Origin of the sequence: Aliirhizobium smilacinae (assembly GCF_006335145.1) — a bacterium.
Taxonomy (GTDB): domain Bacteria; phylum Pseudomonadota; class Alphaproteobacteria; order Rhizobiales; family Rhizobiaceae; genus Neorhizobium; species Neorhizobium smilacinae.
The window spans coordinates 19004-42481 of sequence record NZ_VDMN01000013.1 but is presented as its reverse complement, the minus strand read 5'-3'; the positions used below and the strand labels follow the sequence as shown (position 1 = coordinate 42481).

The window sequence follows — 23478 nt, the reverse complement described above, 5'->3', positions numbered from 1 at the left end:
CATATTCAATTGTCAAATAACCGACGATCCCAAACCAAAAAGGCCAAAAACCGTCTCAAAAACCAAAACAACGTTACTCTCTCGAGACCAAACCGGAAGCCCGGTCTCAATCAGCTTCCGCCAATCTCTTTGTGGTTTTCTTTAGAACGAAGGTCATCGTCGCTAGCAGCGCCGCCGCCCTCGTCAGTGACCGGGTTATAGTCCCACTCACCCAAAAACGTCAACAGGCAGGATTCGATATTTTACAGAAAAATGACAAGCATATGATTTAATTGCGATTTTTGCGAATTCCATCAAATCCGGACGGCTTTTAGCCTCGACACCTCTATATAGAGTGCTCGAATTGTCTGGATGGCGGCGCTTCGCCTTGAAACCGCCCCGACAAATTCACAATCCCATGGAATGAGCAAAGCCGTGGCCCGGACATGTGTCGGACTGCGTTTCGCCTCGGACAGACAAGTGGCCTGAAGATTTGACTCATTTCGAGGAAAAGGGCACATGTTTGGCCCAAGGTCCTGCGGGCAGCATAAACTGTCTATGGCAATAACGAGTATATAGGGACTGGCTAAGACGGCATGAACACGGCCCGCAACACCCTCCGATCGCTCGGCAACGAACCGCCCATCCTCGCAGATGGTCGTCGGGCGCCGGACAAGCGGGAGATTTCGGTCCGCTGGCTCTCCGGCACCTTCCTCACCGGCATCACCTCTTCCGTTCTTATGGGCGTCGCCCTTTTCGCGGCACTCGATGGCCGCCAGCAGCTCGCCATCCCGGCAGAAGCCTCCGCCGCCATTCCCGACCACGACAATGATTCAGTCCAGCGCGGAAAACGGCTGCTGGGCGGCAAGATCGTCGCCATGCCGACCGATCGCAAGATCATGGAAGTGTCGACCGTCGTCCACGAAGGCAATCGCGAGCTCGTGCGCCGGCGGCCCTTCGCCCATGTGAAGATGAATCTCGCCGCCGATCACGTCGCTCCGGAAACCTATCCAAAATTCGATCCACTGGCGATCTTCGCCTCGAGCGAAGCACCTCCTCCGCCAGCCAGCCGCACCGGCCTGATCTATGGTTCGAATGTCGAATCCGAAGTCAGCCTGCAGACGGTCGCTTTCCCGACCTCCGGCAGCAGCTATTCTTATGCCGCCCCGATGACGCTCGAGGAAGTCGAAGAAAACGTCCGTTCGAACGGCTCGGTGCTGACGGCGGGCGACGCCCAGCTTTCCGCTCTCTATTATGTAGACCCTCAGCGTTTCTCCACCAATGAGGATGTGGACCTGACCCCGGGCCTGACCGCCCGCGTTGTCGAAGAGAACATGTCGGTGACGGCGCCGGAGCCGATTACGCCTCATACCCGCGAATATGCCGACGACATCATTCCCGTTCGCCGGCCGATGTCGATCGCCGAGGCGATGACCCAGGTCGGATATCCGGAAAGCAAGGCGCAAGAGATTTCCGGATATCTGCAGACACGATTGGGCAGCGACAAACTCGGCCCCGGCGACGTCATCCGTATCGGCGTGATCCAGGAAGGCCAGATGGTCATGGTCGTCCGGGCTAGCCTCTATCAGCACGGTCAACACCGCGTCACGGTCGGACTTGATGATCACAGCCATTTTGTCGATGCCGATGAGCCCGCAATGCTCGATGCCGTCGCATCGGCATTCAGTGACCAGCCGGCCCAGATCATGGCAGGCCGTGATCTGCCCAGTGTCTATGACGGGATTTATCGCGCGGCCCTGTCCTATGGCATGAGCACCGATATGACCGCTCTCCTCGTCAAACTGCTGGCGAGCAATGTCGATCTGCAGGCGCAGCTGCGCTCGACCGACAAGATCGAAGCCTTCTTCTCGGTGACCGACAGCAAGGGCCAGGCCTCAAAGGATTCCGAACTTCTTTATGTCAACGCCCATTTCGGCGATACCGACACCCGCTTCTATCGGTTCCAGAATGCCGACGAAGACAACTCGATCGACTATTTCGATCAGGACGGCCGCAGCATAAGGCAATTCCTGCTGCGCAGCCCCGTTCCGAACGCCCGCATGACGTCGGGCTTCGGCATGCGCAGCCACCCGATCCTCGGACGCGCGCTGATGCATACCGGCACCGATTGGGCCGCACCCCGCGGAACCCCGATTATCGCTACCGGCAACGGCATTGTCGAAAAGGCCGGCTGGGACTCGGGCGGCTACGGCAACCAGACCCTGATCCGCCATGCAAACGGTTATGTTTCCTCTTATAACCACCAGAGCGCGATTGCCCGCGGTGTGCGCGAAGGCGCGAAAGTAACCCAGGGTCAGGTCATCGGTTATGTTGGCTCCACCGGCCAATCGACCGGCGCCCACCTCCACTACGAGCTGATCGTCAATGGAACCAAGGTCGATGCAATGAAGGTACGGCTTCCGGGCGGCAAATCGCTCGAAGGCAAGGCGCTTGCCCGTTTCGAGGACGAGCGCAAACGCATCGATACCCTGCTGAACACGCAGGCGTCGAACGAGGTTGCGAGCAAGTAACTCGTTTAATAGCTGACTGCGAGCGTACCGGCGTCGGCGTCCAATATCGCCGCGCTTCCGATTGGCGTTGTCAGCGCGCCTGACCCATGCCCGAAAGGAAGCCCTCCGAGTATAGGTACGCCGAGTGTGCTGATATGATCGCCGACGATATCGATGATCGCCTCGGTTTTCTCTCTGTTGCGCAGTGTAAACTGACCGACCGCAATCCCGACAATTCCATTGAGGCAGCCGGATTTGATCAGCAGGGTTAGGACCCGATCGGTCAGACCTGGCATGCAGTCCACGGCTTCGATCAACAGGATCGCTCCGTTCAGATCGGGAAGCCCCCAGCCGATCATCGTGGACAGCGTTTCGAGATTGCCGCCGATAAGTTTCCCTTTGGCCATGCCCGATGTCGTCAGCTTCGAACTTGCCTCCTCCTGGCGGGATTTAAACGAAAACTCTCCTGTCTGCATCAGGACGCTGAGGAGAATATCGAGATTTTCAGGCTCAAGGGCACCGTTGCCATCGCCATAGAGAGCGCCATGCACGCCCACCAGGGCGCATTGGCGCATCAGCATCATGTGCAACGCAGTAATATCGCTGAATCCCAGAAGCGGTTTCGGGTCGCGCAAAACCGCAGAAAAATCGAGCCTGTCTGCGATCCGATAGGAACCCCGGCCACCACGCGTGGCAAAAACGGCTCTCACATCCGGATCGCGAAAGGCTTCATTCAGATCAGCCAGTCGTTCGTCGTGAGTGCCGGCATAAAAGTCGATCTCATCGAAGGCATGCCTGCCGAAATCGACGTCAAAACCCAGGCGGCCCAAATCATCCGCACGCTTCAGAGCGGAGGCTTTGTCCGGCGTACTCGCCGGTGAGACAAACCGGATCTTGTCGCCCCGTTTGAGCTTTGCGGGAAAAAGCGGTTGCATCTCGCCCCATGCCGTTCGCTTAACGGTCGATTACATCTAATAAAAAAGGGCCGCCCCGAAGGGCGGCCCGGATAATCGGTAGTTTAAGCGGCTTCGCTCATGCTGCCCTTGATCCGGAACAGCAGCCGATCCGAACCCGACGTCACCTTGACGGTGGAACCGTCCGGGATCTGGCCGCCGAGAATCTGCTCGGCGAGCGGATCCTGCACGAACTTCTGGATCACCCGCTTCAGCGGCCGAGCACCATAGACCGGGTCGTACCCCTTCTCGGCCAGCCATTCGCGGGCATCGCCGTCGAGTTCCAGTTCGACCTTACGATCGGCGAGCAGCTTCAGCAGACGCTGCAGCTGGATATCGACGATTGCGCCCATCTCGTTCCGCTTCAGGCGGTGGAACAGGATGATCTCGTCGACGCGGTTCAGGAATTCCGGCCGGAACGACGCACGCACGACACTCATCACCTGCTCGCGCACACTGTCCGAATCCTCGTCTTCGCGAAGCGCGGTCAGATATTCGGCCCCGAGATTGGAGGTCATGATGATCATCGTGTTCTTGAAGTCGACCGTGCGTCCCTGCCCGTCCGTCAGACGCCCGTCATCGAGCACCTGCAGAAGAACGTTGAAGACATCCGGATGCGCCTTCTCGATCTCGTCGAACAGCACGATCTGGTAGGGCTTGCGCCTGACCGCCTCGGTCAAAGCGCCGCCTTCCTCGTAACCGACATAACCCGGAGGGGCGCCGATCAACCGCGAGACGGAGTGCTTCTCCATGTATTCCGACATGTCGAGGCGCACCATCGCGGTCTCGTCGTCGAACAGGAAGCGCGCCAGAGACTTGGTCAGCTCCGTCTTGCCCACACCCGTCGGGCCGAGGAAGATGAACGAGCCGATCGGCCGGTTCGGATCCTGCAAGCCAGCGCGCGAACGGCGCACCGCCCTTGAGACCGCCTGAACCGCATCACCCTGGCCGATGACGGACTTCGCCAGCTCGTCTTCCATCCGCAGCAGCTTGTCGCGTTCGCCTTCCAGCATCTTGTCGACCGGAATACCGGTCCAGCGGGAAACCACATGCGCGATCGCATCGGGGTTGACCACCTCCTGCACCATGCTGTTGGCGGACGTATCCTGTGCTTCGGCATCGACCAGCCGCTTTTCCAGATCCGGAATGACGCCATAGGTCAATTCGCCGGCGCGTTGGAACTCGCCCTTTCGCTGGGCGGCGGCCAACTCGTTGCGGGCATCGTCGAGCTGCTTCTTCAGGTCTGCGGCAAGGCCGAGCTTCTGCTTTTCCGCCTGCCAGCGGGCCGTCAGCGCATCGGCCTCTTCTTCCAGAGACGTGACTTCGGTTTCCAGACGCTGCAACCGGTCGGCGGAAGCCGTATCGGTTTCCTTCTTCAACGCTTCGCGCTCGATCTTCAGCTGCATGATGCGGCGATCGAGTTCGTCCAGCTCTTCGGGCTTCGAATCCACCTGCATGCGAAGGCGCGAAGCGGCCTCGTCCATCAGGTCGATCGCCTTGTCCGGCAGAAACCGGTCGGTAATATAGCGGTTCGACAGCGTAGCGGCGGCGACAAGCGCCGAATCCGAGATCCGCACCTTGTGGTGCTGCTCGTATTTCTCCTTCAGACCGCGCAGGATCGAGATCGTGTCCTCGACCGTCGGCTCTTCCACCATGACGGGCTGGAAACGACGGGCAAGTGCGGGATCCTTTTCCACATGCTTGCGATATTCGTCGAGCGTCGTCGCGCCGACGCAATGCAGCTCGCCGCGGGCAAGCGCCGGCTTCAGCAGGTTGGACGCATCCATCGCGCCATCCGACTTGCCGGCACCGACCAGCGTGTGCATCTCGTCGATGAACAGGATGATATTGCCGTTTTCCGACTGCACCTCGTTGAGCACGCTCTTCAGCCGCTCCTCGAATTCGCCGCGATATTTCGCACCCGCAATCAGGGCACCCATGTCGAGCGCCATCAACTGCTTGTCTTTCAGGCTTTCCGGCACGTCACCATTGATGATGCGCAGTGCCAGACCTTCGGCGATCGCCGTCTTGCCGACGCCGGGTTCACCGATCAGCACCGGGTTGTTCTTGGTGCGGCGCGACAGGACCTGGATCGTGCGGCGGATTTCGTCGTCGCGACCGATCACCGGGTCGAGCTTGCCGTCACGCGCATCCGCCGTCAGGTCGCGGGCATATTTCTTCAGCGCCTCGAAGCCTTGTTCCGCATTGGCACTGTCAGCGGTGCGGCCCTTGCGGATATCGTTGATCACCTGATTGAGCCCCTGCGCGGTGATGCCCGCCTTCTTCAGCGTTGCCGAAGTCGAAGCGGAACTCTCGATCAAAAGCGCAAGCAACAGCCGCTCGACGGTAACGAACGAGTCACCGGCCTTCTTGGCGGCTTCTTCCGCGGTGGAAAACACCTTGGCCAGCGGCTGTGAAAGATAGATTTCGCCATTGCCGCCGGAAACCTTCGGCAATTTTGCAAGCGCCGCATCATTGGCGATCCGCGCGTCCTTGGCATTGCCGCCGGCGCGGTCGATCAGCGACGACGCCATGCCCTGGTCATCGTCAAGCAGCACCTTCAAGAGATGCTCCGGCGTGAACTGCTGGTGGCCGGCGGAAAGCGCCTGGGTTTGGGCCGACTGCAGAAAACCGCGCACCCGTTCGGAATATTTCTCGATATTCATGTCGTACCTCCTGAAATCGCCCCGCCCTTCAAAAGGCACAGGCCGATGATTGAGATTGAGCTCCCTCCATGAGGCAAGCCCCACCGGATACTCCGGCTTCCCCCAAGATATGGGAGCGTTTTTTCCGATTTTAAAGAAGCATGATGAAGGATTTGGCGCTTGTCTAAACAGGCCGGATCGAGGCCGCGTTTCACCGGTTCAGATCAGCAGACCGTGATCGGCCAATCAGAAACTCGTGATTGGCCATTTTGTCGCAGCAGGCGCACACCTATCTCGTTAGCCGAGGCTTTCGGGGGTGAGCTTCGTTGTAGCATCAGAGGTTAATCCCATGTCGGAAGACAAGAACACCCAACTTATTGGAATATTCAAGAACCTGATAATGGACCACGGCATGCCGCAGGCTATAGCGGATATTCGCGATCCCGATTTCCAGGCTTTCGCCGAGGCTCATGTCGATGAATTCGATGAGGCCCGCGACGAATGCGAAAGTGCTCGCACCTTGTTTTGAACCTTCACCAGGCCGGCGCAAACGCCCGGCCTGGTTCTGTTGCCTGAGGGCAAAACGCTTTTCCTGCCCGTTGCGATCATCCTGCCGCCCTCTGCGATCACGCAGCTACAGCAATTCCAGCAAAAGTGGGCACCGGTTTTGCGCTTAAACGAAGAGATAGAGCCGTTTCGCGTTTCGAAGAAAGGCGGAAATGCTCTGGAAGTCAGATGGATGTCTCTTCCCTGAAATCCTGCTCTTCCTCGATGGTCATTGCCCGATAGATAGGTTTTCCGTCTACAAAGCGCATCATCAGGCATCCGGCCGCATATTCGCCGCTGACAAGGCGCCGCTTGCGAAAGAATACCGCAGGCAACCAATCGGTTGTTTTTCTGGTTATCGAGACAGGCCAGACAAGAAAATACCTGATCGCGTAAAGCATCTATTCGATCTCAAATGTACTCCTGGGAAATAAACATCAAAAGATCGATTCGAATAGATGCCATTGGTAGATATTACCGTAGTGAGAGCCGATATTGTTCGGGACACGAGCGGTAGAGGCGTGGTCGCCGCGTCTTTTAACCTAGAATGCGTCGTAAGTAGTCAGGTTTCAGACGTAAAGAACGCGGTCTCCGAATTCCGTCGTCTCATCGAAATTCCCGGTACCGATCCGGCTGCTCTCCCCTGAGAATTTCTCAGATGAACCGCTGGCGGCCCGATTGCTCTCCCCTGAAGATTTTTCGGATGAACTGCCGGACTGTTGCGCCGCTTGCAGCTGCTTTTCGAGCGCGTCGATCTCGGCCTGGATTTCGGTTTTCTTTTCCTCGTCTTCCTCTGCCTCGAGTTCGGCTTGCTTCGCGGTGATTTGTTTCTCGATGGAAGACGTGCTGGTGCTGGTAGTCGACGATGACAGGATGGTGGATGTCGTCGAACTGGATATTGAACTGATCATGATAATTCTCCGAACTGAACCGGGACAATTATTCAGGCCATCCGTTAATTTTGAGTACCAATAAGTACCCATAATTATCAAAGCTCAACGCAACTTCGTTTTTTTTGTAATTTTTCGCCGCTATTCGTTCGCTGCTGCGCGGAACAGCCTTATGTGTCGTCTGAAAAAAATCCGGAGCATTGGTGATGCCCCGGACTGGATAAGTCTAAACGCGCTCGGCCCGGTTACTCCGCCGCAGCAGCTCCCAGAACACGTTCCTGATAGGCAGCACTGATCTTGTCCACTTCGGTCTTGGAGCCGAAAATCACAGGTACGCGCTGATGTAGCGAGGTTGGCTCGATGTCGAGGATCGTCGTCGTGCCGATGATTGCCGCTCCGCCGGCAGCTTCCACCAGAAGACCGATCGGGTTTGCCTCGTAGAGCAGCCGAAGACGACCGCCGGATGCCGGCTTGTTGCGGTCGGCCGGATAGAGAAACACGCCGCCACGATTGAAGATGCGGTGCGTATCGGCGACCATCGAACCGACCCAGCGCATGTTGTGGCCATTGTCGATCGCATCTTCGATATAGGCAGCGACCGCATCGTCCCAGGAAGAACGGCGTGCGGCGTTGATGGCGAATTCCTTGGCTTCCGGCACGATCTTCGCATCGGCATTGGTCAGCATGTAAACGCCTTCGTCGTTCAGCGTGAACATCTGCACGCCCTGGCCGATCGTCAGCACCAGACCCGTCTGCGGCCCATAGGCGGCATAACCGGCAATCAGCTGACCGCGTCCGCTCTTCAGGATGTCATCGGCCGTCGTCGCCCTGATCACCGAGAAGATCGTGCCCACCGTGACGTTGACGTCGAGATTGGAAGACCCGTCCAGCGGATCGAAAATGACCGCATATTTGCCGTCTGCATGGATGGCGACTTCCGTATCGAGTTCTTCCGATACCGCGAAGGAAACCGAGGCAGACCGGCGGCAGGCTTCCAGCATGATGTCGTTCGACAGGATGTCGAGCGGCTTCTGCGTCTCGCCTTGCACATTCGTCACTTCGGTGGAGCCGGTCAGGCCATCCAGTGACGATGTTCTGAGCTTGTCCGAAATCTGCCGTGTAGCCTCGGCAATGTTGCGAAGAACGACCACAAGATCGTCGTCCAGCACAGTGCCGTTGCGGGCGTCAAGGTAGGTTTCGAATGTCGTCATGAAATCGCTCCCAGCAGATCTATCGGGTGGAATGATCAAAAATTGCGGTCGGATACCGCCTAAAAATCTATCTAGAGCGGAATTTTGCGACAACGCAACGAATTTCCGCACTGCGGTAAAGCATTATAATCGTTTGAAAAATTAGACACCTAGGGAATTTTTAAACGCACGCCGCGGTTTCTTGGCAAAAGGCGGCATTCAATCGTTTCGATGCGGACATTTTGCGCCATAGACAAAATTCCGGTCCCAAACGAAAAAAATCCGGCCGATGGCCGGATTTTCTATTATTCGCGATCGTAACCTGGCTTATTCGCCGGCTTCCTCGGTAACGAGTGCCGGAGCAGCATCATCGCCTTCCGCACCTTCCGCAGTCTTGCGGGGCTGGCGGCGAGGACGGGTAGCAGCGGCGCGACGACGACGAGGGGCCGCCTCTGCCTGAGCTGCTTCCTCGACAGCCACTTCGGCCGGGGTACCGTCGATCACCGGCTGCGGACCTGAACCGTCAACTACGGGGGCGGAAATCTCGGCTGCCTCGGTCACCTGAGGTGCCGCCACGATCTTCTGCTCTACCTTTGGCTCAGGCTTCTGCTCTGCCTTCGGTTCGACGGGACGCTCGGCACGTTCCGGGCGATCTGGACGCCGGTCACGGCGCGGTTCGCGGTCGCGTCGGTTTTCGCGCGGCTGCTGATCCTGTCCCTGGGGCGGCTGCTCGCGGCGCTGCGGCTGCGGTTGTGGCTGCTGCTCTTCGAAGACGGGCTGCGGCGCGTAACCGAGATCGTCGCCATCGCCGCCGTCCATATCGTCCTGATCGATCGAATTGCCGTCACGATCCTGATAGTCGGCGCGATCCTGGCTCTGGAAGCGGTCCTGCATCTGGGCCTGCGCGGCCGCGATAATGCGATAGTAATGCTCGGCATGCTGCAAGTAGTTCTCTGCAATCACGCGGTCGCCCGAACTCTGGGCATCGCGGGCGAGATTTGAATACTTTTCTGCGATATGCTGGGCAGTGCCGCGGATTTTTACATCCGGTCCGGAACTGTCATAGGTCCGGCTGAGCGGGTTTCCACCCTTGCGCTGGAAGTTGTTGTTACCACCACCACCGTTGCTGCTGCCGCCGCCGTTATTGTTGTTACCACGCCCTCGACCACGCTTGTTCTGCTGTCCTGGCCTCATTTATCGTTCACCAACTCTCTGTCTTCGCTGATAAGGGGCCACGCGGCTCGCCGGTCAAAAGCCGGTACAAGACTTCGCGTGTTACGCGCAGGTCGACCAACGCGGCCTGCCGCTTTCAAAGTCAAATTACCTGATTCACGCACCGGGAGTGCTCAACCTTGTCGGCCCTTCGAAAAAAGCAGAATTAAGGATTGACCCGTAACCCGAACGAATCGCTGTTCATTCCCAGCTGCCCCGATGCGTAAGCTCAAGCTATCGCGCTTCATTTGTAATTCCAAGCTTTTTCTTTTGCTTCGCAACATCAAACACAGGCTTGGCAAATATCAATACGCGATCATTGTCGCCATAATCTCGCTGTGCCTGTATCAACTTGAAACCTGCGGCTTCGAATAGCTCGGTTACCGCTTGTCTCTGATCGAAACCGATCTCAACCCCTATGCAACCGTCAGGCTGAAGGAAGCCGTCGGCGCGGTTTGCGATCTCGCGATAAGCGGATAACCCGTCAGGCCCACCGTCCAATGCTGCAACAGGATCGAAGTCGCGGACTTCGGGGTCCAGAGCGGGGATGACATCGCTACGTATATAGGGAGGATTTGACACGATTATGTCGAAACACCCGTCAATTTTGTCAAACCAGTGGCTTTGCACTGCCGTAAACCGTTGATCGAGACCAAGCTGCCTTGCATTCTCCGCCGCCGTATTCAACGCATCGGCGGAAATATCGCTTGCCGTGCCGATCGCCGATGGCAGAGCGTCCAGCAATGCCAGAAGAATTGCGCCGGTACCGGTTCCGAGATCGAGAATGCGAAATTTTCTGTCGCTCGCTTGACGGGCATGATCGAGAATGCTGTCGACCAGAACTTCCGTATCGGGTCTCGGTTCCAGCGTTTCCTGAGAAAGCAGGAAATCCAGCCCGTGGAATTCTCGTCTACCCAATATGCGATGCACAGGCTCCCGTTTCAAGCGGCGCGCAACGGCATCCTCTATTCGGGCCACCGCCGCGGTATCGAGCATGCGATCGCCGCCAACGAATATTTCCGTGGCTGAAAGCTGCAGCAATCCGCCGATCAGGATCCGCGCCTCGATCGCCGCATCGGAAAAACCGGCCGCCGAAAACCGGGCTCTCGCATCGGCTACGGCTTCGCCTAATGTCGTCATCCCTGTTGCTCGCCCAGCTGCGCCAGCTGACCGGCCTGGTAATCGGCGATCAGCGCATCGACCACTTCGTCGATTTCGCCCATCATCATCCGGTCAAGCTTGTAAAGCGTCAGGTTGATACGGTGGTCGGTCACACGGCCCTGCGGAAAGTTGTAGGTGCGGATACGTTCCGACCGGTCGCCGGACCCGACCTGGCTCTTGCGGTCGGCAGACCGTTCGCTATCGGCCTTCTGGCGTTCCATGTCATAAAGACGCGAACGCAGAACCTGCATCGCCTTGGCGCGGTTCTGGTGCTGCGACTTTTCCGAACTGGTGACGATAAGCCCCGTCGGCAGGTGGGTAATGCGCACCGCAGAGTCGGTCGTGTTGACGTGCTGGCCGCCGGCGCCGGATGCGCGCATCGTGTCGATACGGATATCGTCCGGGCGGATCTCGATGTCTATCTCTTCCGCTTCCGGCAGAACCGCCACGGTTGCCGCCGACGTGTGGATGCGCCCCTGCGTTTCTGTATCCGGCACGCGCTGCACGCGATGAACGCCGCTCTCGAATTTCAGCTTGGAGAATACGCCTCGGCCGGAAACTGTCGCGATGATTTCGCGATATCCACCCGCCTCGCCTTCGCTGGCGGAAAGCACTTCGACCTTCCATCCATGCGCGCTGGCATAACGTTCGTACATGCGAAACAGGTCGCCGGCAAAAAGCGCCGCCTCGTTGCCCCCGGTGCCTGCCCGGATTTCCAGGATGGCGCTCTTTTCGTCGGCCGCATCCTTCGGCAAGAGCAGCACCTGCATGTCCTTTTCCAACGCCTCGATGCGCTCTTCCGCATCCGGCAGCTCCATTTCGGCAAGCTCGCGCATCTCGCGGTCGATGCCCTTTTCGGACAGCATCGCCCTCAGGTCCGCCACCTCGGCGACGGTCTTTTCATATTCGCGGATCTTGCCCACCACCGGCTGCAGTTCGGAATATTCCGATGCGAGTTTCACATAGACGTCGGCAGCGGGACCTTCCGACATACGCGCCTCGATCTCGCCGAACCGGCGTTCCAGCTCGCGCATCTTTTCGACAGGAAGCTTCGCCAATTATAGAACTCCAAATATGCCGCTCGTCATCCTCGGCCTTGTGCCGAGGATCTGCTACCTATCAGCGTGGATAGATCCTCGGGACATAGGACTTGATCCATTGCCCGAGGATGACGGTCAAAGCTCATAGCTCGACCACTGGCCACCATTCAATCACTAAAGCGGAATGTTATTCGTTTGCGCAAACCGCAAAAGCAGATCCCGGATCGGCTCCTGCGACCGGATATCGTCCAGCGCTGCATTCAGCTCGGCTTCCAGCTGCCCGGCATCGAGCGCCAGCAGCATCGCCTTGACCGGCCCGATCGAGGTCGCGGCCATCGAGACCGAGCGGAACCCGACGCCGATCAGCGCCATAGCAGACAGCGGCTTGCCGGCCATCTCTCCACAGAGCGTCACCAGCGTCCGGTTGCGTTCGCCAGCCCGCGCGATATCGCGCAGGATGCGCAGGAATGGCTTGCCGAGATTGTCGAACCGCTCCGAAACCCGCGCATTGCCGCGGTCGGCCGCCATAGAGAACTGGAACAGATCGTTCGACCCGACCGAAACGAAATCGACCTCGGCCATCAGCTCGTCGAGCTGCCACATCAGCGACGGCACTTCCAGCATCGCCCCGAACTGCAGCTTGCGCGGCAAGGTATGGCCGAATTTCGAAAGATACTGCACTTCCTTCTGCAGCAGATCGCGCACCGCCCGGATTTCCGAAACCTCGGTCACCATCGGCACCATCATCCGCAGCTCGGTGCCGGCAGACGCCCGCAGCAAAGCACGCAGCTGCGTGCGCAGCAGCCCCGGCCGGTCCAGCGCCAGACGGATCGCCCGCCATCCAAGCGCCGGGTTTTCCTCTTCCTGCGCGCGGAAATAGGAGACCACCTTGTCGCCGCCGATATCGAGCGTGCGGAACGTCACCGGACGCCCGGCCGCCTGCTTGATAACACCGCGATAGAAGGATTCCTGCTCTTCCAGCTTCGGCATGGTGGAGGCAATCATGAACTGCAGCTCGGTGCGGAAAAGCCCGATGCCGAGCGCTCCCGATTCCGCCAGCTGCGGCAGGTCCACGAGCAGACCGGCATTCATGTTGAGACTGATATGCCGGCCGTCCCGGGTCAGAGGCTCTACGGATCTGAGCGCCCGGAACTGTTCCTGGCGCTTGGCGCGAAGGCGAACCTTTTCTTCATAGGCATTCTGCAGGTCCGACATCGGCCGAACATGCACCTGACCGTCGTCGCCATCGATGATGATCGCGTCGCCGTTTTCGGCAAGCGCCACAAGCCCTACCGCCTGTCCAACCACCGGGATGCCCATGGCCCGTGCAACGATCACCACGTGGCTGGTCACCGCGCCATCTTCCAGAACGAGGCCACGCAGGTTGGCCCGCGGATAATCAAGCAGTTCCGCCGCACCCATTGCACGAGCCAGCACGATAGAATCGGACGGCAACTCGTCCATGCTGCGGCCCGAAAACCCGGTCAGCTGGCGCAGTAGCCGGTTGGCGAGGTCGTCGAAATCATGCATCCGCTCGCGCAGATACGAATCCGTCATGCGCATCATCCGCGCCTTGGTGTCGCTCTGCACCTTTTCGACCGCCGCTTCGGCGGTCAGGCCGTTATGGATCGCCTCTTCCATGCGGCGAACCCAGCCCTGGTCATGGGCAAACATACGGTAGGTCTCGAGCACCTCGCGATGCTCCCCCTCCTGCGCCACGTCGCGGCGCGACAGCATGTCGTCGATCGAGATCCGCAGCGAGCCGAGCGCTTCGCCGAGCCGGACCAGTTCCTTGTCCGAATCCTCGTTCAGGAGATTGGTGACGACGATGCGGTGCTCGTGCAGCACCACATGGCCGAGCCCGATACCCTCATTATAACCATTGCCCTGGATCGTCACCGCACGGGTGAGATCGAGTTCCAGCCCGGGTGCCGTGATCTTCTTGAGATCGCCGGTGGCGATCATCTCGGCGATCACCATCGCGGTGGTTTCGAGCGCCTCGACCTCGTCCTCGCGATAGTTCCGGCTTGCCTTGTTCTGAACGACCAAGACCCCGAGCGTGCGCCCGGCCCTCAGGATCGGCACACCGAGGAAGGAATGATAGATTTCTTCGCCCGTCTCCGGCAGGTAGCGGAAGGCGGGATGCGATTGTGCATCGGAAAGATTGAGCGGCTGCGCGGATGCGGCGATCGTGCCGACGAGGCCCTGCCCCATCTGCAATTGCGACGTATGCACGGCCTCCTTGTTGAGGCCTTCCGTCGCATAGAGTTCCAGCACGCCGTCCGAACGCAGCACGTAGACGGAGCAGACCTCCGCCACCATGTTGCTGGCGATCTGGCGCACGATCCGGTCGAGGCGTTCCTGCGGTTCCAATGGCTCGGCCATCAGTTCGCGCAGACGCTTTAACAGAACGCGCGGACCTGCCGACAGGTCTCTCATCGGCATCACTGCTCCCGAATTAGCTCTTACAATCCGGAAGTGGCCGCGCCCTGCAAATCAGGACGCGGCAAACCGGCTTACGATCAATTCTTATCCAGCCCGTAAGCGGAATGCAAAGTCCGAACTGCAAGTTCCGAATAGGCGCCGTCGATCAGGATGGAAATCTTGATTTCGGACGTGGTGATTGCCTTGATGTTGATCGTTTTTTCGGCAAGTGCCTGAAATGCGTGGGCGGCGACGCCCGCATGGCTGCGCATGCCGATACCGATCACCGACACTTTCGCCAGGCCTGATTCGGTCTGCACGACGTCGAAACCGATCTTCGCCTTGTTGTCCTCGAGAACCTTCATCGCCTTCTGCACGTCGCCCGAAGGCACGGTGAAGGTCATGTCGGTCTTCGATCCGTCCTCTGAAATATTCTGGACGATCATGTCGACATTGATATGGGCTTCGGCCAGCGGGCCGAATATGGCGGCAGAAACGCCCGGGCGGTCGGAGAGACGGCGCAACGAAATCTGCGCTTCATCCTTGGCGTAAGCGATGCCGGTGACGACTTCCTGTTCCACGATCTCTTCCTCGTCGCAAATCAAAGTACCGGGCGGGTTCAAGAAGTCTCCCATGCCCGGCGCATCGGGATCTTCGAAACTGGAGCGCACGAAGGTGCGGACCTTGTGGACCATGGCCAGCTCGACAGAGCGCACCTGCAGCACCTTCGAACCAAGCGAGGCCATTTCGAGCATTTCCTCGAAAGACACCTTCTTCATCCGGCGCGCTGCCGGCACGATGCGCGGGTCGGTCGTATAGACACCGTCCACATCCGTATAGATGTCGCAGCGATCAGCCTTGACGGCTGCGGCAATGGCAACGGCGGACGTATCGGAACCGCCGCGACCGAGGGTCGCGATCCGGTTATCCGGACCGATGCCCTGGAAACCGGCAACCACGGCCACCTGGCCCTCGCCCATCCGCTTGATGATGTCGGACCCGTCGATCTCCTGGATACGCGCCGCGCCATGGGCGCTGTCGGTACGGATCGGGATCTGCCAACCCTGCCAGGAGCGGGCATTGATGCCCATTGACTGCAGCGCGATCGCCAGGATGCCGGACGTCACCTGTTCGCCGGATGCCACGACCGCATCATATTCGCGCGCATCGTAGAACGGTGAATTGGCGCCCGCGACTTTCGGCATGTCCTGCACCCAGCCGACCAGTTCGTTGGTCTTGCCGGACATGGCGGAGACGACGACGGCAACTTCGTGCCCGGCATCGACTTCACGTTTCACATGGCGTGCGACATTGTGAATGCGTTCGAGATTGGCGACGGACGTGCCGCCGAACTTCATGACGATGCGAGCCATACGACGAAAACCACCAACTCGCCCTCGGCCATGCCGGGGCGTCTATTTGCTACCGCAGAATATCCCGGCCACAGCCTGGACTTCGAGTTGGCGTCTCATAGCGAAAAGGGCGCAGCCACGCAATGGCCGGAACAGTGGCAAACAGTACGCCTGTCATAAAAGTGGAGGGCAGGTTTCACCATAACCAGAAGGCAAAACGGAAAAGGGGCCACTTGCGCGGCCCCTCCTCGATCAAGTTCGACGTCATCAGTTGCAGTTCGGACCAATGACGCAGTTCTGGTTGCGTTGCTGACGTTGCTGCTGCTCTTCGCGCTGCGGCCGTTCGGCACGGGGCGGGCGCTGTTCCTCACGTTGCGGACGCTCGGCCCGTGGTGGCCGCTGCTCTTCGCGCTGCGGACGGTCGCGATCTCTGTCACGTTCCCTGCTGCGGTCACGATCTCTGTCGCGATCCCGGTCACGCCGGTCGTCACGATCCCAACCAGGAGGCGGCGAAGGACGCCGGTCATTGTTGTCAAAGCGCGGACGGTCGCGATCTCTGTCCCGATCTCGGGCTTCGCGGTCACGGTCTCTGTCGCGATCCCAACGGTCCCGATCACGGTCCCGGCTCTGGTCCCATCTGTCGCGATCGCGATTGCGATCCCAGCCGCCAGGTGGTGGCGGACGGCGACCATCGTCCCAGCGCGGCGGAGGCGGCAATGGCCGCTCGGCACGCCAGTTATAATCGCGCCAGCGGTCACGCTCGCGATAGAAATTCCGGTCGCGGTAATAGCTGCCCCAGTAACGATCGACATCGAACGTCACCGACGGGATGCCGAGGCCACCATAATAATCCGGTGCGACATAAACCCGGTTCGATCGGTAGGATGCCTGCACGTAATTGCCGGATACCCAGCCGCGCCCGCCGTCAAAGTTAACGTCGCACCAGTTTACCGAACTCATGCAGCCATAGATCGTCACCGGCGCGCCATAGGGGATGACGGTGACGGCCGGATAACCGGTGCTGGGGCCGGATCGCATGTTGACGTTCGCAGTGGCAGTACCGCGAACCGCTGCGTCAGCGATAGATGGCGCCACGAGGAGCGTGCAGAAGGCGGCAGCACTCATCAAGAACTTGTTCAAGGGATTTCCTCCTGAGGACTTTTACGAAGCGAGACATTGTTTTCGCATCGCGTTTTTATTGCCATAAAATGTCGACTGGCCCTGATTGTTCCAGCATTCGCCTGAATAGCTCATGAATAACACGGTGGGCATTCGTTCACCCTCGCAATTACCGCAAAAGCGGGACGTTCGAACCGGTTGAGATCATCAAATTCAACCACTTAAGGAAAAATCGGCCAGCTTCCATCCCCGCGTCCCCACCCCGTGCCTAAAATCATCCCGTTCCGCTTCGGCTACACCGGTCCGCGTAACCGGCGAAGTGGAGCCGGTGATCGTGTGGACCGCCCTTATGCAGGCGGGACATGCGGGGCTGCGCAGAAAATGGTCTGCCCCTGAACAAGGCGTGCGTGTGTCGCACACAAACCGGTCAGGCAGCCCGCAAGGGCTCAAGCGTCCAGGCCGCTGCAGACGGACCGGAGTTGCGCGGAAAAACACACCGAACGGGACACGCCGAGTGTCATTTATAAAAATTCAATTCGAGGCACCCGACGTGTCCCGGCCGAAACTGAAAACGCTCAGTCACCAAGGGATGACTGTGCTTCCCGCAAACCGACAACAGGGAGATCACCGATGAAAGGCCAAGATTTTTCCGAATACGAGAAACGCCGTGCAGAAACCCATGAAGAAGCGTGGCGCCTTGCGGCAACGCTCACAAACATACGCAGCCGCCATTGCCGTTACAGGATGTGCCGCCGGCATCAGTTCTGCGAAGGTCCCATGCAGCCCTCCGCCCACCAAAAAGGTGTGATCCGCGCGCATAAGGAGATCGGGCTGAGCGGTACGGCCTGCGCCGGTCTTCCCATGTGCATGTCCAATGCCACAGCAGATTATTATGCATCCGTCCGGGGCGTATCGGAAAAACTGACAGATCTGCGAAACGGGGAATTGAAGCACCGCAAGCCTTGGGAATTCCTGCACCTCATCCAGAACGGCATACGCAACCAGCACAGGAACGCGCGGCACACTTGACTTCTTTCGCACAACGTCCGACTTCAGCATCCAAACGCGAAGGATCGAAAAGATGACGGAAGCAGCCCGGACGACAGTCGACAAGGATCAGGTCGAATGGTTTTCGAAAATGGCTGCCGAATGGTGGAGCCCGACCGGAAAATTCCGCCCGCTTCACAAGTTCAATCCCGTTCGTCTCTCTTACATCCGCGAGCGCATCTGCCAGAATTTCGACCGCGACCCAAAGGCGCATCGGCCGCTTGAAGGCCTGCGCATTCTCGATATCGGCTGCGGCGGCGGCCTTTTGTCGGAACCCGTTGCCCGCATGGGCGCCACCGTCATCGGTGCCGATCCCTCGGAAAAGAATATCGGCATCGCCTCGGCCCATGCGAAGGAAAGCGGCGTCCCCGTCGATTATCGCGCGGTGACTGCAGAAGATCTGGCTGCGGCCGGCGAAACCTTCGACGTCGTTCTCAACATGGAAGTCGTCGAACACGTGGCCGATGTGAACCTTTTTCTCACCACCTGTGCCGGCATGGTCCGCCCCGGCGGCCTGATGTTCATGGCCACCATCAACCGCACCCTGAAGGCCCGCGCGCTGGCGATCTTCGCTGCCGAAAACGTCCTGCGCTGGCTCCCGCGCGGCACCCATCAATACGAAAAGCTGGTGCGCCCCGAAGAGATCGAGCGCCCGCTCGAAGCCTCCGGCCTGCACATCATCCACCGCACCGGCGTCTTCTTCAATCCCTTGCAGGATCGCTGGAACCTGTCGCCCGACATGGACGTGAACTACATGCTGCTCGCCAAGCGGGAGGCGTGATTTCCCGTTCCCATCGTGATAAAGTTCCTGCAACAGTGAGGAACCACCATGTCGGAAGGCCTGAAAATCACGGTCACGCTCGAACCTGAGATAGAGGATTTCGTTCGCTCTGAGGTCGAGCGCGGATCATTCGGTTCGCCCAGCGACTATGTCGAAGATTTGATCCGTGAACGGCGGGAGCACGATATCGCCAGACGTCAGCTCGATGCCGAGTTGCAGAAGGGCATCGATGACATTGAGGCTGGACGCTACCTCCCACTCGACGAAGCTTTTACAGAGGTCCGTGCCAGACTTGGCCTAACGCCAAAAGCCCGATGAAAGTCATCATCGCACGCGAGGCGATAGAAGACCTTGTAATCATCGGCGAATATATCGCAAAATCCAGCCCGACCCGCTCCGACAGCTTCGTGGAAGAACTTTACGAAAAGTGCTTTGCACTTTCGGATGCACCTTATGCGTTTGAAAGGCTCGCACAACGCCTGGATCGGGAGATACGGAAGCGGCCTCATGGCCGGTATCTCATTCTTTACGAGGTTCGCGCTAACCGTATCGAAGTCTTGCGCATTTTCCACGGCGCGCAGGATTATTTGAAAATCCTTTTCCCAGACGACTGACCGTCCCCCTCCCCGCCCCCTATGCTAAACTTTCACCGAAAGCACATGGGCCAAAAAATCCCTGTGTCTTTCGGCATTGAGCGCGGCCAGTTCGCGGGCACGGTCGATAGATATCCGTTCGCCGTCCGGTCCGTAGGGATCTTTGAAATGGAACGCAGTCGGCCCCGGCCCCTGGTCGTGCAATTGCTCGAAACGCCTGACGGCATCGGCCCAATCGGGGCGGCCCTTCGTCCACCACAAGACGAGAGCGGGCCATCGCCTTTCTACCTGCCAGCGCCGGGCATGTTTCAGCGCGTCGGCATGAACGCCGGAATAGGAAAATGCCATCAACGATTCGAGATCGGCCCATAGAGACAGCGAGGATGGCGCGGTATCAAATCCGCTTCCCTCGATGAAACGGGGAAAGACCTGTTGCACCCAGCTTTCAGGCCCCGGCTCTCCATCGTAACCGGAGCGTCCGATAAACCCCTGAGCAGTCTCGGCGGCAAGAAAATTGGATGGTTCCCGCAACCGAAAACCTTCAACCTCGGGACTGTCATAGGGAGCAACGAAAAGGCCGAAATTGTAGATCGCCAGTTTCGCCGCGCCGCTCATCTCAATTCGTATCGTCCGTCAGGTTGGGCAAAGGCGCCACGTCGATCCCCTCGTCGAGCAGATCACGCACCTCGTCCATGCTTGCCTGGCCGATGATCCCGCGGGCATCCGCCTCGCCATAATGGATCTTGCGCGCCTCTTCGGGAAACTTTTCGCCGACATCCTCGGAATTGGCGCGGATATTGGCAACCGCTTCCCTCAGCTTCACCATCGCTTCCTGTCGGACGAGATCCATCGCCATCTGCTTCTTGGCTTCTTTCTTCCGTGCGGTAGAAACCGACGGCGCCATCAGCGACTTGGAAATCGAACCCGAATTGCAGATCGGACAGGTCAGGAAACCGCTTTCCACCTGCCGGTCGAAATCGGCGCTCTCGGAAAACCAGCCTTCGAATGTATGTGCGTTGTCACAGCACAGGGAATATTTAATCACGCAGCTACTCCGCCAGCGCCCGGATCAGCGTCCCGGCCGGCAATGTCTTCCAGCACGAACTCACGTGCGTTTTTCAGGTTGGGGATTTTTTTGCGGGCAGCCCCTACTGCGTCGGGATCGATCTCGGCGACCAACACCTCTTCGCCGTCATCTCCGGCCCTTGCAAGGATCTTGCCCCAGGGATCGACAATCATCGAGTTCCCATAGGTCTCACGGCCGTCCTCATGCACGCCGCCTTGAGCCGCCGCAATCAGGAACGCACCATTTTCGATCGCCCGTGCCCGCAGCAGGATCTCCCAATGCGCCTCGCCCGTCTGTTTCGTGAACGAGGCCGGCACCGTCAGGATATTCGCCCCGGCCATCGCCTGGGCACGGAACAATTGCGGAAACCGCAGGTCGTAACAGATCGCCAGACCAAGCTTTGCAAAGGGCAGATCGACAACTCTCGATACGTTTCCCGGCTCATAAGCCGAGCTTTCCCGCCAGCTTTCGCCATTGTCGAGATCGACATCGAACATGTGGATCTTGTCGTAGGTACAGATCTGCGTACCAACGGGCGCAAAAAGAAAGCCGCGATTGGCGATCTTGCCGTCGTCCCGGGCAATCGCGGTCGAGCCGATATGCAGAAAGATGCCGAGTTCCGCGGCCAGTCCGCGCGCTGTCGCGACGATCAGGTCGTCGGTCTCGCCACGCAGAACCTCGCGGGCGGCCTTGCGGTCCCGCTGCAGCATGCCGGTCATTTCCGGCGTCTGGACATAGGTCGCCCCACGGGCCGCCGCATCCCGGACCAGCCGGGACATGTCCTCGGCGTTCCTGACCGGATCAACGCCGGACCGCATCTGAACTGCAGCGACTTTCACAACCATCGGATCGACCTATTGCTTGAGCATCGTGTCCAGCTTGCCGTCACGATCGAGCGCATGAAGATCGTCGCAGCCGCCCACATGTTCGCCATCGATGAAGATCTGCGGAAAGGTCGAACGACCATTCGACTTGGCAATCATCTCGGCGCGAAGTTCCTGGCTATAGGTTGCATCGTGCTCGACGAACGCGACGCCCTTGGATTGAAGCAGCGCTTTGGCACGCGAGCAATAACCGCAATATTCGCGGGTATAGATAGTAACATCTGTCATGATAATCTCCGGGCACCGACGATCGTCGGGCCATTCTGTCATGTCTGTCATATAGTTTCGGCCAGTGCCATTGCAAAGGTCAAAACACTGACCTCGGCCGCCCCCGCTTTCTTCAACGCCCGCGTCGCGGCGGAAACGGTGGCCCCCGTCGTATAGACATCGTCGATGAGAACGATGCGCTTGCCGAACACATCTGCCTCATGCCCATCCGCCACCCTGAACGCCGCGCGAACGTTATCCTCGCGAGCCCGTGCCGTCAGGCCCACCTGCCGCTGCGTTCTCTTCGTCCGGATCAGCGTTGCCGGCAGATAGGGCTTTCCCGTTTTCTTTGAAAGATGCCGCGCCAGTTCTGCCGCCTGGTTGAATTTCCGTAACACGAACCGCGTCCTGTGCAGCGGCACCGGCAGGATGGCATCGCAGGATTGAAGGCAATCGCCTCCCGCCCGCTCCATCCATCCCGCCATGATTGGCGCAAGGTCGCCCCGGTCCCTATATTTGAGCCCATGGACCATGCCGCGGGCTGCACCGTCGAAGATGGTCGCGGCACGCAGCCGCTCGAACACCGGAGGGTGCGCGATGGCTTGAGCTGAAAGCATGCCCGGCCCCGGATCATAGGAGAACGGCAGACCGAGCACCTCGCAATAGGGCCGCTCGATAAACCGGACCTCGCGCCAGCAACTGGCGCAGACAGCGCCATGTCGCCCGGTCATCGCACCGCAGCCAAGGCATACCGGCGGATAGACGATATCGGCGATCCACCTCAGACAGGCCGAAGCGGATGCAGCGAGGGTTTTCGCAAGACTGTTGGCCAGGCGCTCGGACATGGACTTGACATTAAAGCATGTCTCCCGAAAGTGGCCACCGGTTTCGGGATAAAGACATGCGAAAAACAAGGCGCTAACGCGTAAAGAGCGAATCTGGAGGATCGCGACGCGCTTTAAGCGAGAGAATGCGCCTTAGCGAAGCACAATCGGGTGGTGATGATGGAATTTATCTTCGACGAAAAACTGCTGGCCCGCAGACGCGAACGAGCGCTTGCCAACCGCACCGGCAATGCGGATTTCCTGCTGGATCTTGCCGCAGGCGAAATGGCCGAGCGGCTTTCCGTCGTGGAACGGCAGTTTCCCGATGCCGTCGAACTGCATGGCGGCACCGGCATCGCGGCGCGAAAGGCGATGGCGACCGGCAAGATCGAAACCATCCGGCGCGCCGAAACCAGTGAGGTTTTCGCCAATGCCGGGGATCAGGTCCAGATCGCCGCGCTCGATGACGTGCCGATCGAGCCCGCGTCGGTCAACCTCGTCCTCTCTCCGATGGCGCTGCACGTGGTCAACGACATGCCGGGCGCGTTCGTGCGCATCCGCCGCGCTCTCAAACCCGACGGCCTGTTCCTCGCCGCCATTCCTGGCGCCGGAACGCTTGCCGAATTGCGTGATGTCCTGCTTGCCACCGAGGCCGAACTGACGGGCGGCGCAAGCCCGCGCGTCATTCCTTTCGCCGATGTGCGTGATATCGGCGGCCTTCTGCAACGGGCAGGTTTTGCCCTTCCGGTCGTCGATGCCGAAAACTATACGGTGCGATACGACAGCCTGTTCCCGCTGATGCGCGATCTGCGGGCGATGGGCATGGCAAATCCGCTGGCCGGACGCAGCCGGAAACCATTGGGAAGAGCGTTTTTCCTGAGAGCGGCGGAAATCTATGCGGAGCGTTATTCAGATCCCGATGGCCGGATCAGGGCGACGTTCTCGATCATCTACGCATCCGGCTGGTCGCATCACGAAAGCCAGCAGCAACCGCTGAAGCCCGGCTCGGCCAAGGTTCGCCTCGCCGATGCGCTGAAAAATCTGGAGGGATAACC

23 protein-coding genes are annotated in these 23478 nt (G+C 59.1%); 7 read left to right on the top strand and 16 right to left on the bottom strand.

The window, feature by feature from the left end; translation table 11 throughout:
* Window positions 1-575 precede the first annotated feature (575 nt).
* Window positions 576-2510, top strand: coding sequence for a M23 family metallopeptidase (locus FHP24_RS28060; RefSeq protein ID WP_139679543.1), 1935 nt, complete (start codon window positions 576-578; stop codon window positions 2508-2510).
* A gap of 5 nt (window positions 2511-2515) precedes the next feature.
* Here FHP24_RS28060 and FHP24_RS28055 read toward each other — a convergent pair whose 3' ends face one another.
* Window positions 2516-3424 (bottom strand): S66 peptidase family protein, encoded by a 909-nt coding sequence (locus tag FHP24_RS28055; protein WP_139679542.1) that lies wholly within the window; start codon window positions 3422-3424, stop codon window positions 2516-2518.
* An 83-nt stretch (window positions 3425-3507) separates the two neighbouring features.
* Complete coding sequence (clpB, locus tag FHP24_RS28050) at window positions 3508-6108, bottom strand: ATP-dependent chaperone ClpB (protein WP_139679541.1); 2601 nt, start codon at window positions 6106-6108, stop codon at window positions 3508-3510.
* A gap of 328 nt (window positions 6109-6436) precedes the next feature.
* Here clpB and FHP24_RS28045 point away from each other — a divergent pair, with 328 nt between their 5' ends.
* On the top strand, window positions 6437-6616 hold the full coding sequence (locus FHP24_RS28045; protein WP_139679540.1) for a hypothetical protein: 180 nt from the start codon (window positions 6437-6439) through the stop codon (window positions 6614-6616).
* Window positions 6617-6818: 202 nt separating this feature from the next.
* Here FHP24_RS28045 and FHP24_RS28035 read toward each other — a convergent pair whose 3' ends face one another.
* The 9 genes from FHP24_RS28035 to FHP24_RS27995 form a co-directional block, all read right to left on the bottom strand.
* Window positions 6819-7034: a hypothetical protein gene (locus tag FHP24_RS28035; RefSeq protein WP_139679538.1), complete on the bottom strand. Its 216-nt coding sequence runs from the start codon at window positions 7032-7034 to the stop codon at window positions 6819-6821.
* 168 nt (window positions 7035-7202) lie between these two features.
* Window positions 7203-7544 carry a hypothetical protein gene (locus FHP24_RS28030; protein ID WP_246091978.1) on the bottom strand — a complete coding sequence of 114 codons (342 nt, stop codon included), beginning with the start codon at window positions 7542-7544 and terminating at the stop codon, window positions 7203-7205.
* A 224-nt stretch (window positions 7545-7768) separates the two neighbouring features.
* Window positions 7769-8734, bottom strand: a complete 966-nt coding sequence (locus tag FHP24_RS28025; RefSeq protein WP_139679537.1) for a class 1 fructose-bisphosphatase — start codon at window positions 8732-8734, stop codon at window positions 7769-7771.
* 306 nt (window positions 8735-9040) lie between these two features.
* Window positions 9041-9907 (bottom strand): DUF4167 domain-containing protein, encoded by an 867-nt coding sequence (locus FHP24_RS28020; protein WP_139679536.1) that lies wholly within the window; start codon window positions 9905-9907, stop codon window positions 9041-9043.
* 252 nt (window positions 9908-10159) lie between these two features.
* Window positions 10160-11065, bottom strand: coding sequence for a peptide chain release factor N(5)-glutamine methyltransferase (gene prmC, locus FHP24_RS28015; RefSeq protein WP_139679535.1), 906 nt, complete (start codon window positions 11063-11065; stop codon window positions 10160-10162).
* Window positions 11062-12144, bottom strand: a complete 1083-nt coding sequence (gene prfA, locus FHP24_RS28010; RefSeq protein ID WP_139679534.1) for a peptide chain release factor 1 — start codon at window positions 12142-12144, stop codon at window positions 11062-11064. Before prfA ends, prmC begins: the two co-directional genes overlap by 4 nt.
* Window positions 12145-12300: 156 nt before the next feature.
* The gene (ptsP, locus tag FHP24_RS28005; protein WP_139679548.1) at window positions 12301-14565 is read right to left on the bottom strand and encodes a phosphoenolpyruvate--protein phosphotransferase; all 2265 of its coding nucleotides are present in this window, start codon (window positions 14563-14565) and stop codon (window positions 12301-12303) included.
* A gap of 83 nt (window positions 14566-14648) precedes the next feature.
* On the bottom strand, window positions 14649-15923 hold the full coding sequence (locus FHP24_RS28000; protein ID WP_139679533.1) for an aspartate kinase: 1275 nt from the start codon (window positions 15921-15923) through the stop codon (window positions 14649-14651).
* 246 nt (window positions 15924-16169) lie between these two features.
* A complete protein-coding gene (locus FHP24_RS27995; RefSeq protein WP_246091977.1) occupies window positions 16170-17042 on the bottom strand; it encodes an SH3 domain-containing protein in 873 nt (290 codons plus the stop codon).
* Between the two features lie 609 nt (window positions 17043-17651).
* On the opposite strand from FHP24_RS27995, the gene FHP24_RS27990 reads away from it, so the two are divergent.
* The 4 genes from FHP24_RS27990 to FHP24_RS27975 are packed head-to-tail and all read left to right on the top strand — an operon-like array spanning window position 17652 to window position 19463.
* Entirely contained in the window at window positions 17652-18050 is a 399-nt protein-coding gene (locus FHP24_RS27990) for a hypothetical protein (protein WP_139679532.1), read from the top strand.
* A 52-nt stretch (window positions 18051-18102) separates the two neighbouring features.
* Window positions 18103-18849 carry a bifunctional 2-polyprenyl-6-hydroxyphenol methylase/3-demethylubiquinol 3-O-methyltransferase UbiG gene (gene ubiG, locus FHP24_RS27985; protein ID WP_139679531.1) on the top strand — a complete coding sequence of 249 codons (747 nt, stop codon included), beginning with the start codon at window positions 18103-18105 and terminating at the stop codon, window positions 18847-18849.
* Window positions 18850-18897: 48 nt separating this feature from the next.
* Entirely contained in the window at window positions 18898-19167 is a 270-nt protein-coding gene (locus FHP24_RS27980) for a type II toxin-antitoxin system ParD family antitoxin (RefSeq protein ID WP_139679530.1), read from the top strand.
* Complete coding sequence (locus FHP24_RS27975) at window positions 19164-19463, top strand: type II toxin-antitoxin system RelE/ParE family toxin (RefSeq protein ID WP_139679529.1); 300 nt, start codon at window positions 19164-19166, stop codon at window positions 19461-19463. Before FHP24_RS27980 ends, FHP24_RS27975 begins: the two co-directional genes overlap by 4 nt.
* A gap of 24 nt (window positions 19464-19487) precedes the next feature.
* On the opposite strand, the gene FHP24_RS27970 is transcribed toward FHP24_RS27975, so the two are convergent.
* The 5 genes from FHP24_RS27970 to FHP24_RS27950 are packed head-to-tail and all read right to left on the bottom strand — an operon-like array spanning window position 19488 to window position 22444.
* Complete coding sequence (locus tag FHP24_RS27970) at window positions 19488-20057, bottom strand: DUF3291 domain-containing protein (protein WP_139679528.1); 570 nt, start codon at window positions 20055-20057, stop codon at window positions 19488-19490.
* 1 nt (window position 20058) lies between these two features.
* The gene (locus FHP24_RS27965) at window positions 20059-20487 is read right to left on the bottom strand and encodes a DUF1178 family protein (protein WP_139679527.1); all 429 of its coding nucleotides are present in this window, start codon (window positions 20485-20487) and stop codon (window positions 20059-20061) included.
* Window positions 20484-21353: a carbon-nitrogen hydrolase family protein gene (locus tag FHP24_RS27960; protein ID WP_139679526.1), complete on the bottom strand. Its 870-nt coding sequence runs from the start codon at window positions 21351-21353 to the stop codon at window positions 20484-20486. The genes FHP24_RS27965 and FHP24_RS27960 overlap by 4 nt, the downstream gene beginning before the upstream one ends.
* A 9-nt stretch (window positions 21354-21362) precedes the next feature.
* Window positions 21363-21620: a glutaredoxin 3 gene (gene grxC / locus FHP24_RS27955; protein WP_139679525.1), complete on the bottom strand. Its 258-nt coding sequence runs from the start codon at window positions 21618-21620 to the stop codon at window positions 21363-21365.
* Between the two features lie 47 nt (window positions 21621-21667).
* A complete protein-coding gene (locus FHP24_RS27950; protein ID WP_139679524.1) occupies window positions 21668-22444 on the bottom strand; it encodes a ComF family protein in 777 nt (258 codons plus the stop codon).
* Window positions 22445-22603: 159 nt separating this feature from the next.
* On the opposite strand from FHP24_RS27950, the gene FHP24_RS27945 reads away from it, so the two are divergent.
* Window positions 22604-23476: a methyltransferase domain-containing protein gene (locus FHP24_RS27945; protein ID WP_139679546.1), complete on the top strand. Its 873-nt coding sequence runs from the start codon at window positions 22604-22606 to the stop codon at window positions 23474-23476.
* Window positions 23477-23478: the final 2 nt, after the last annotated feature.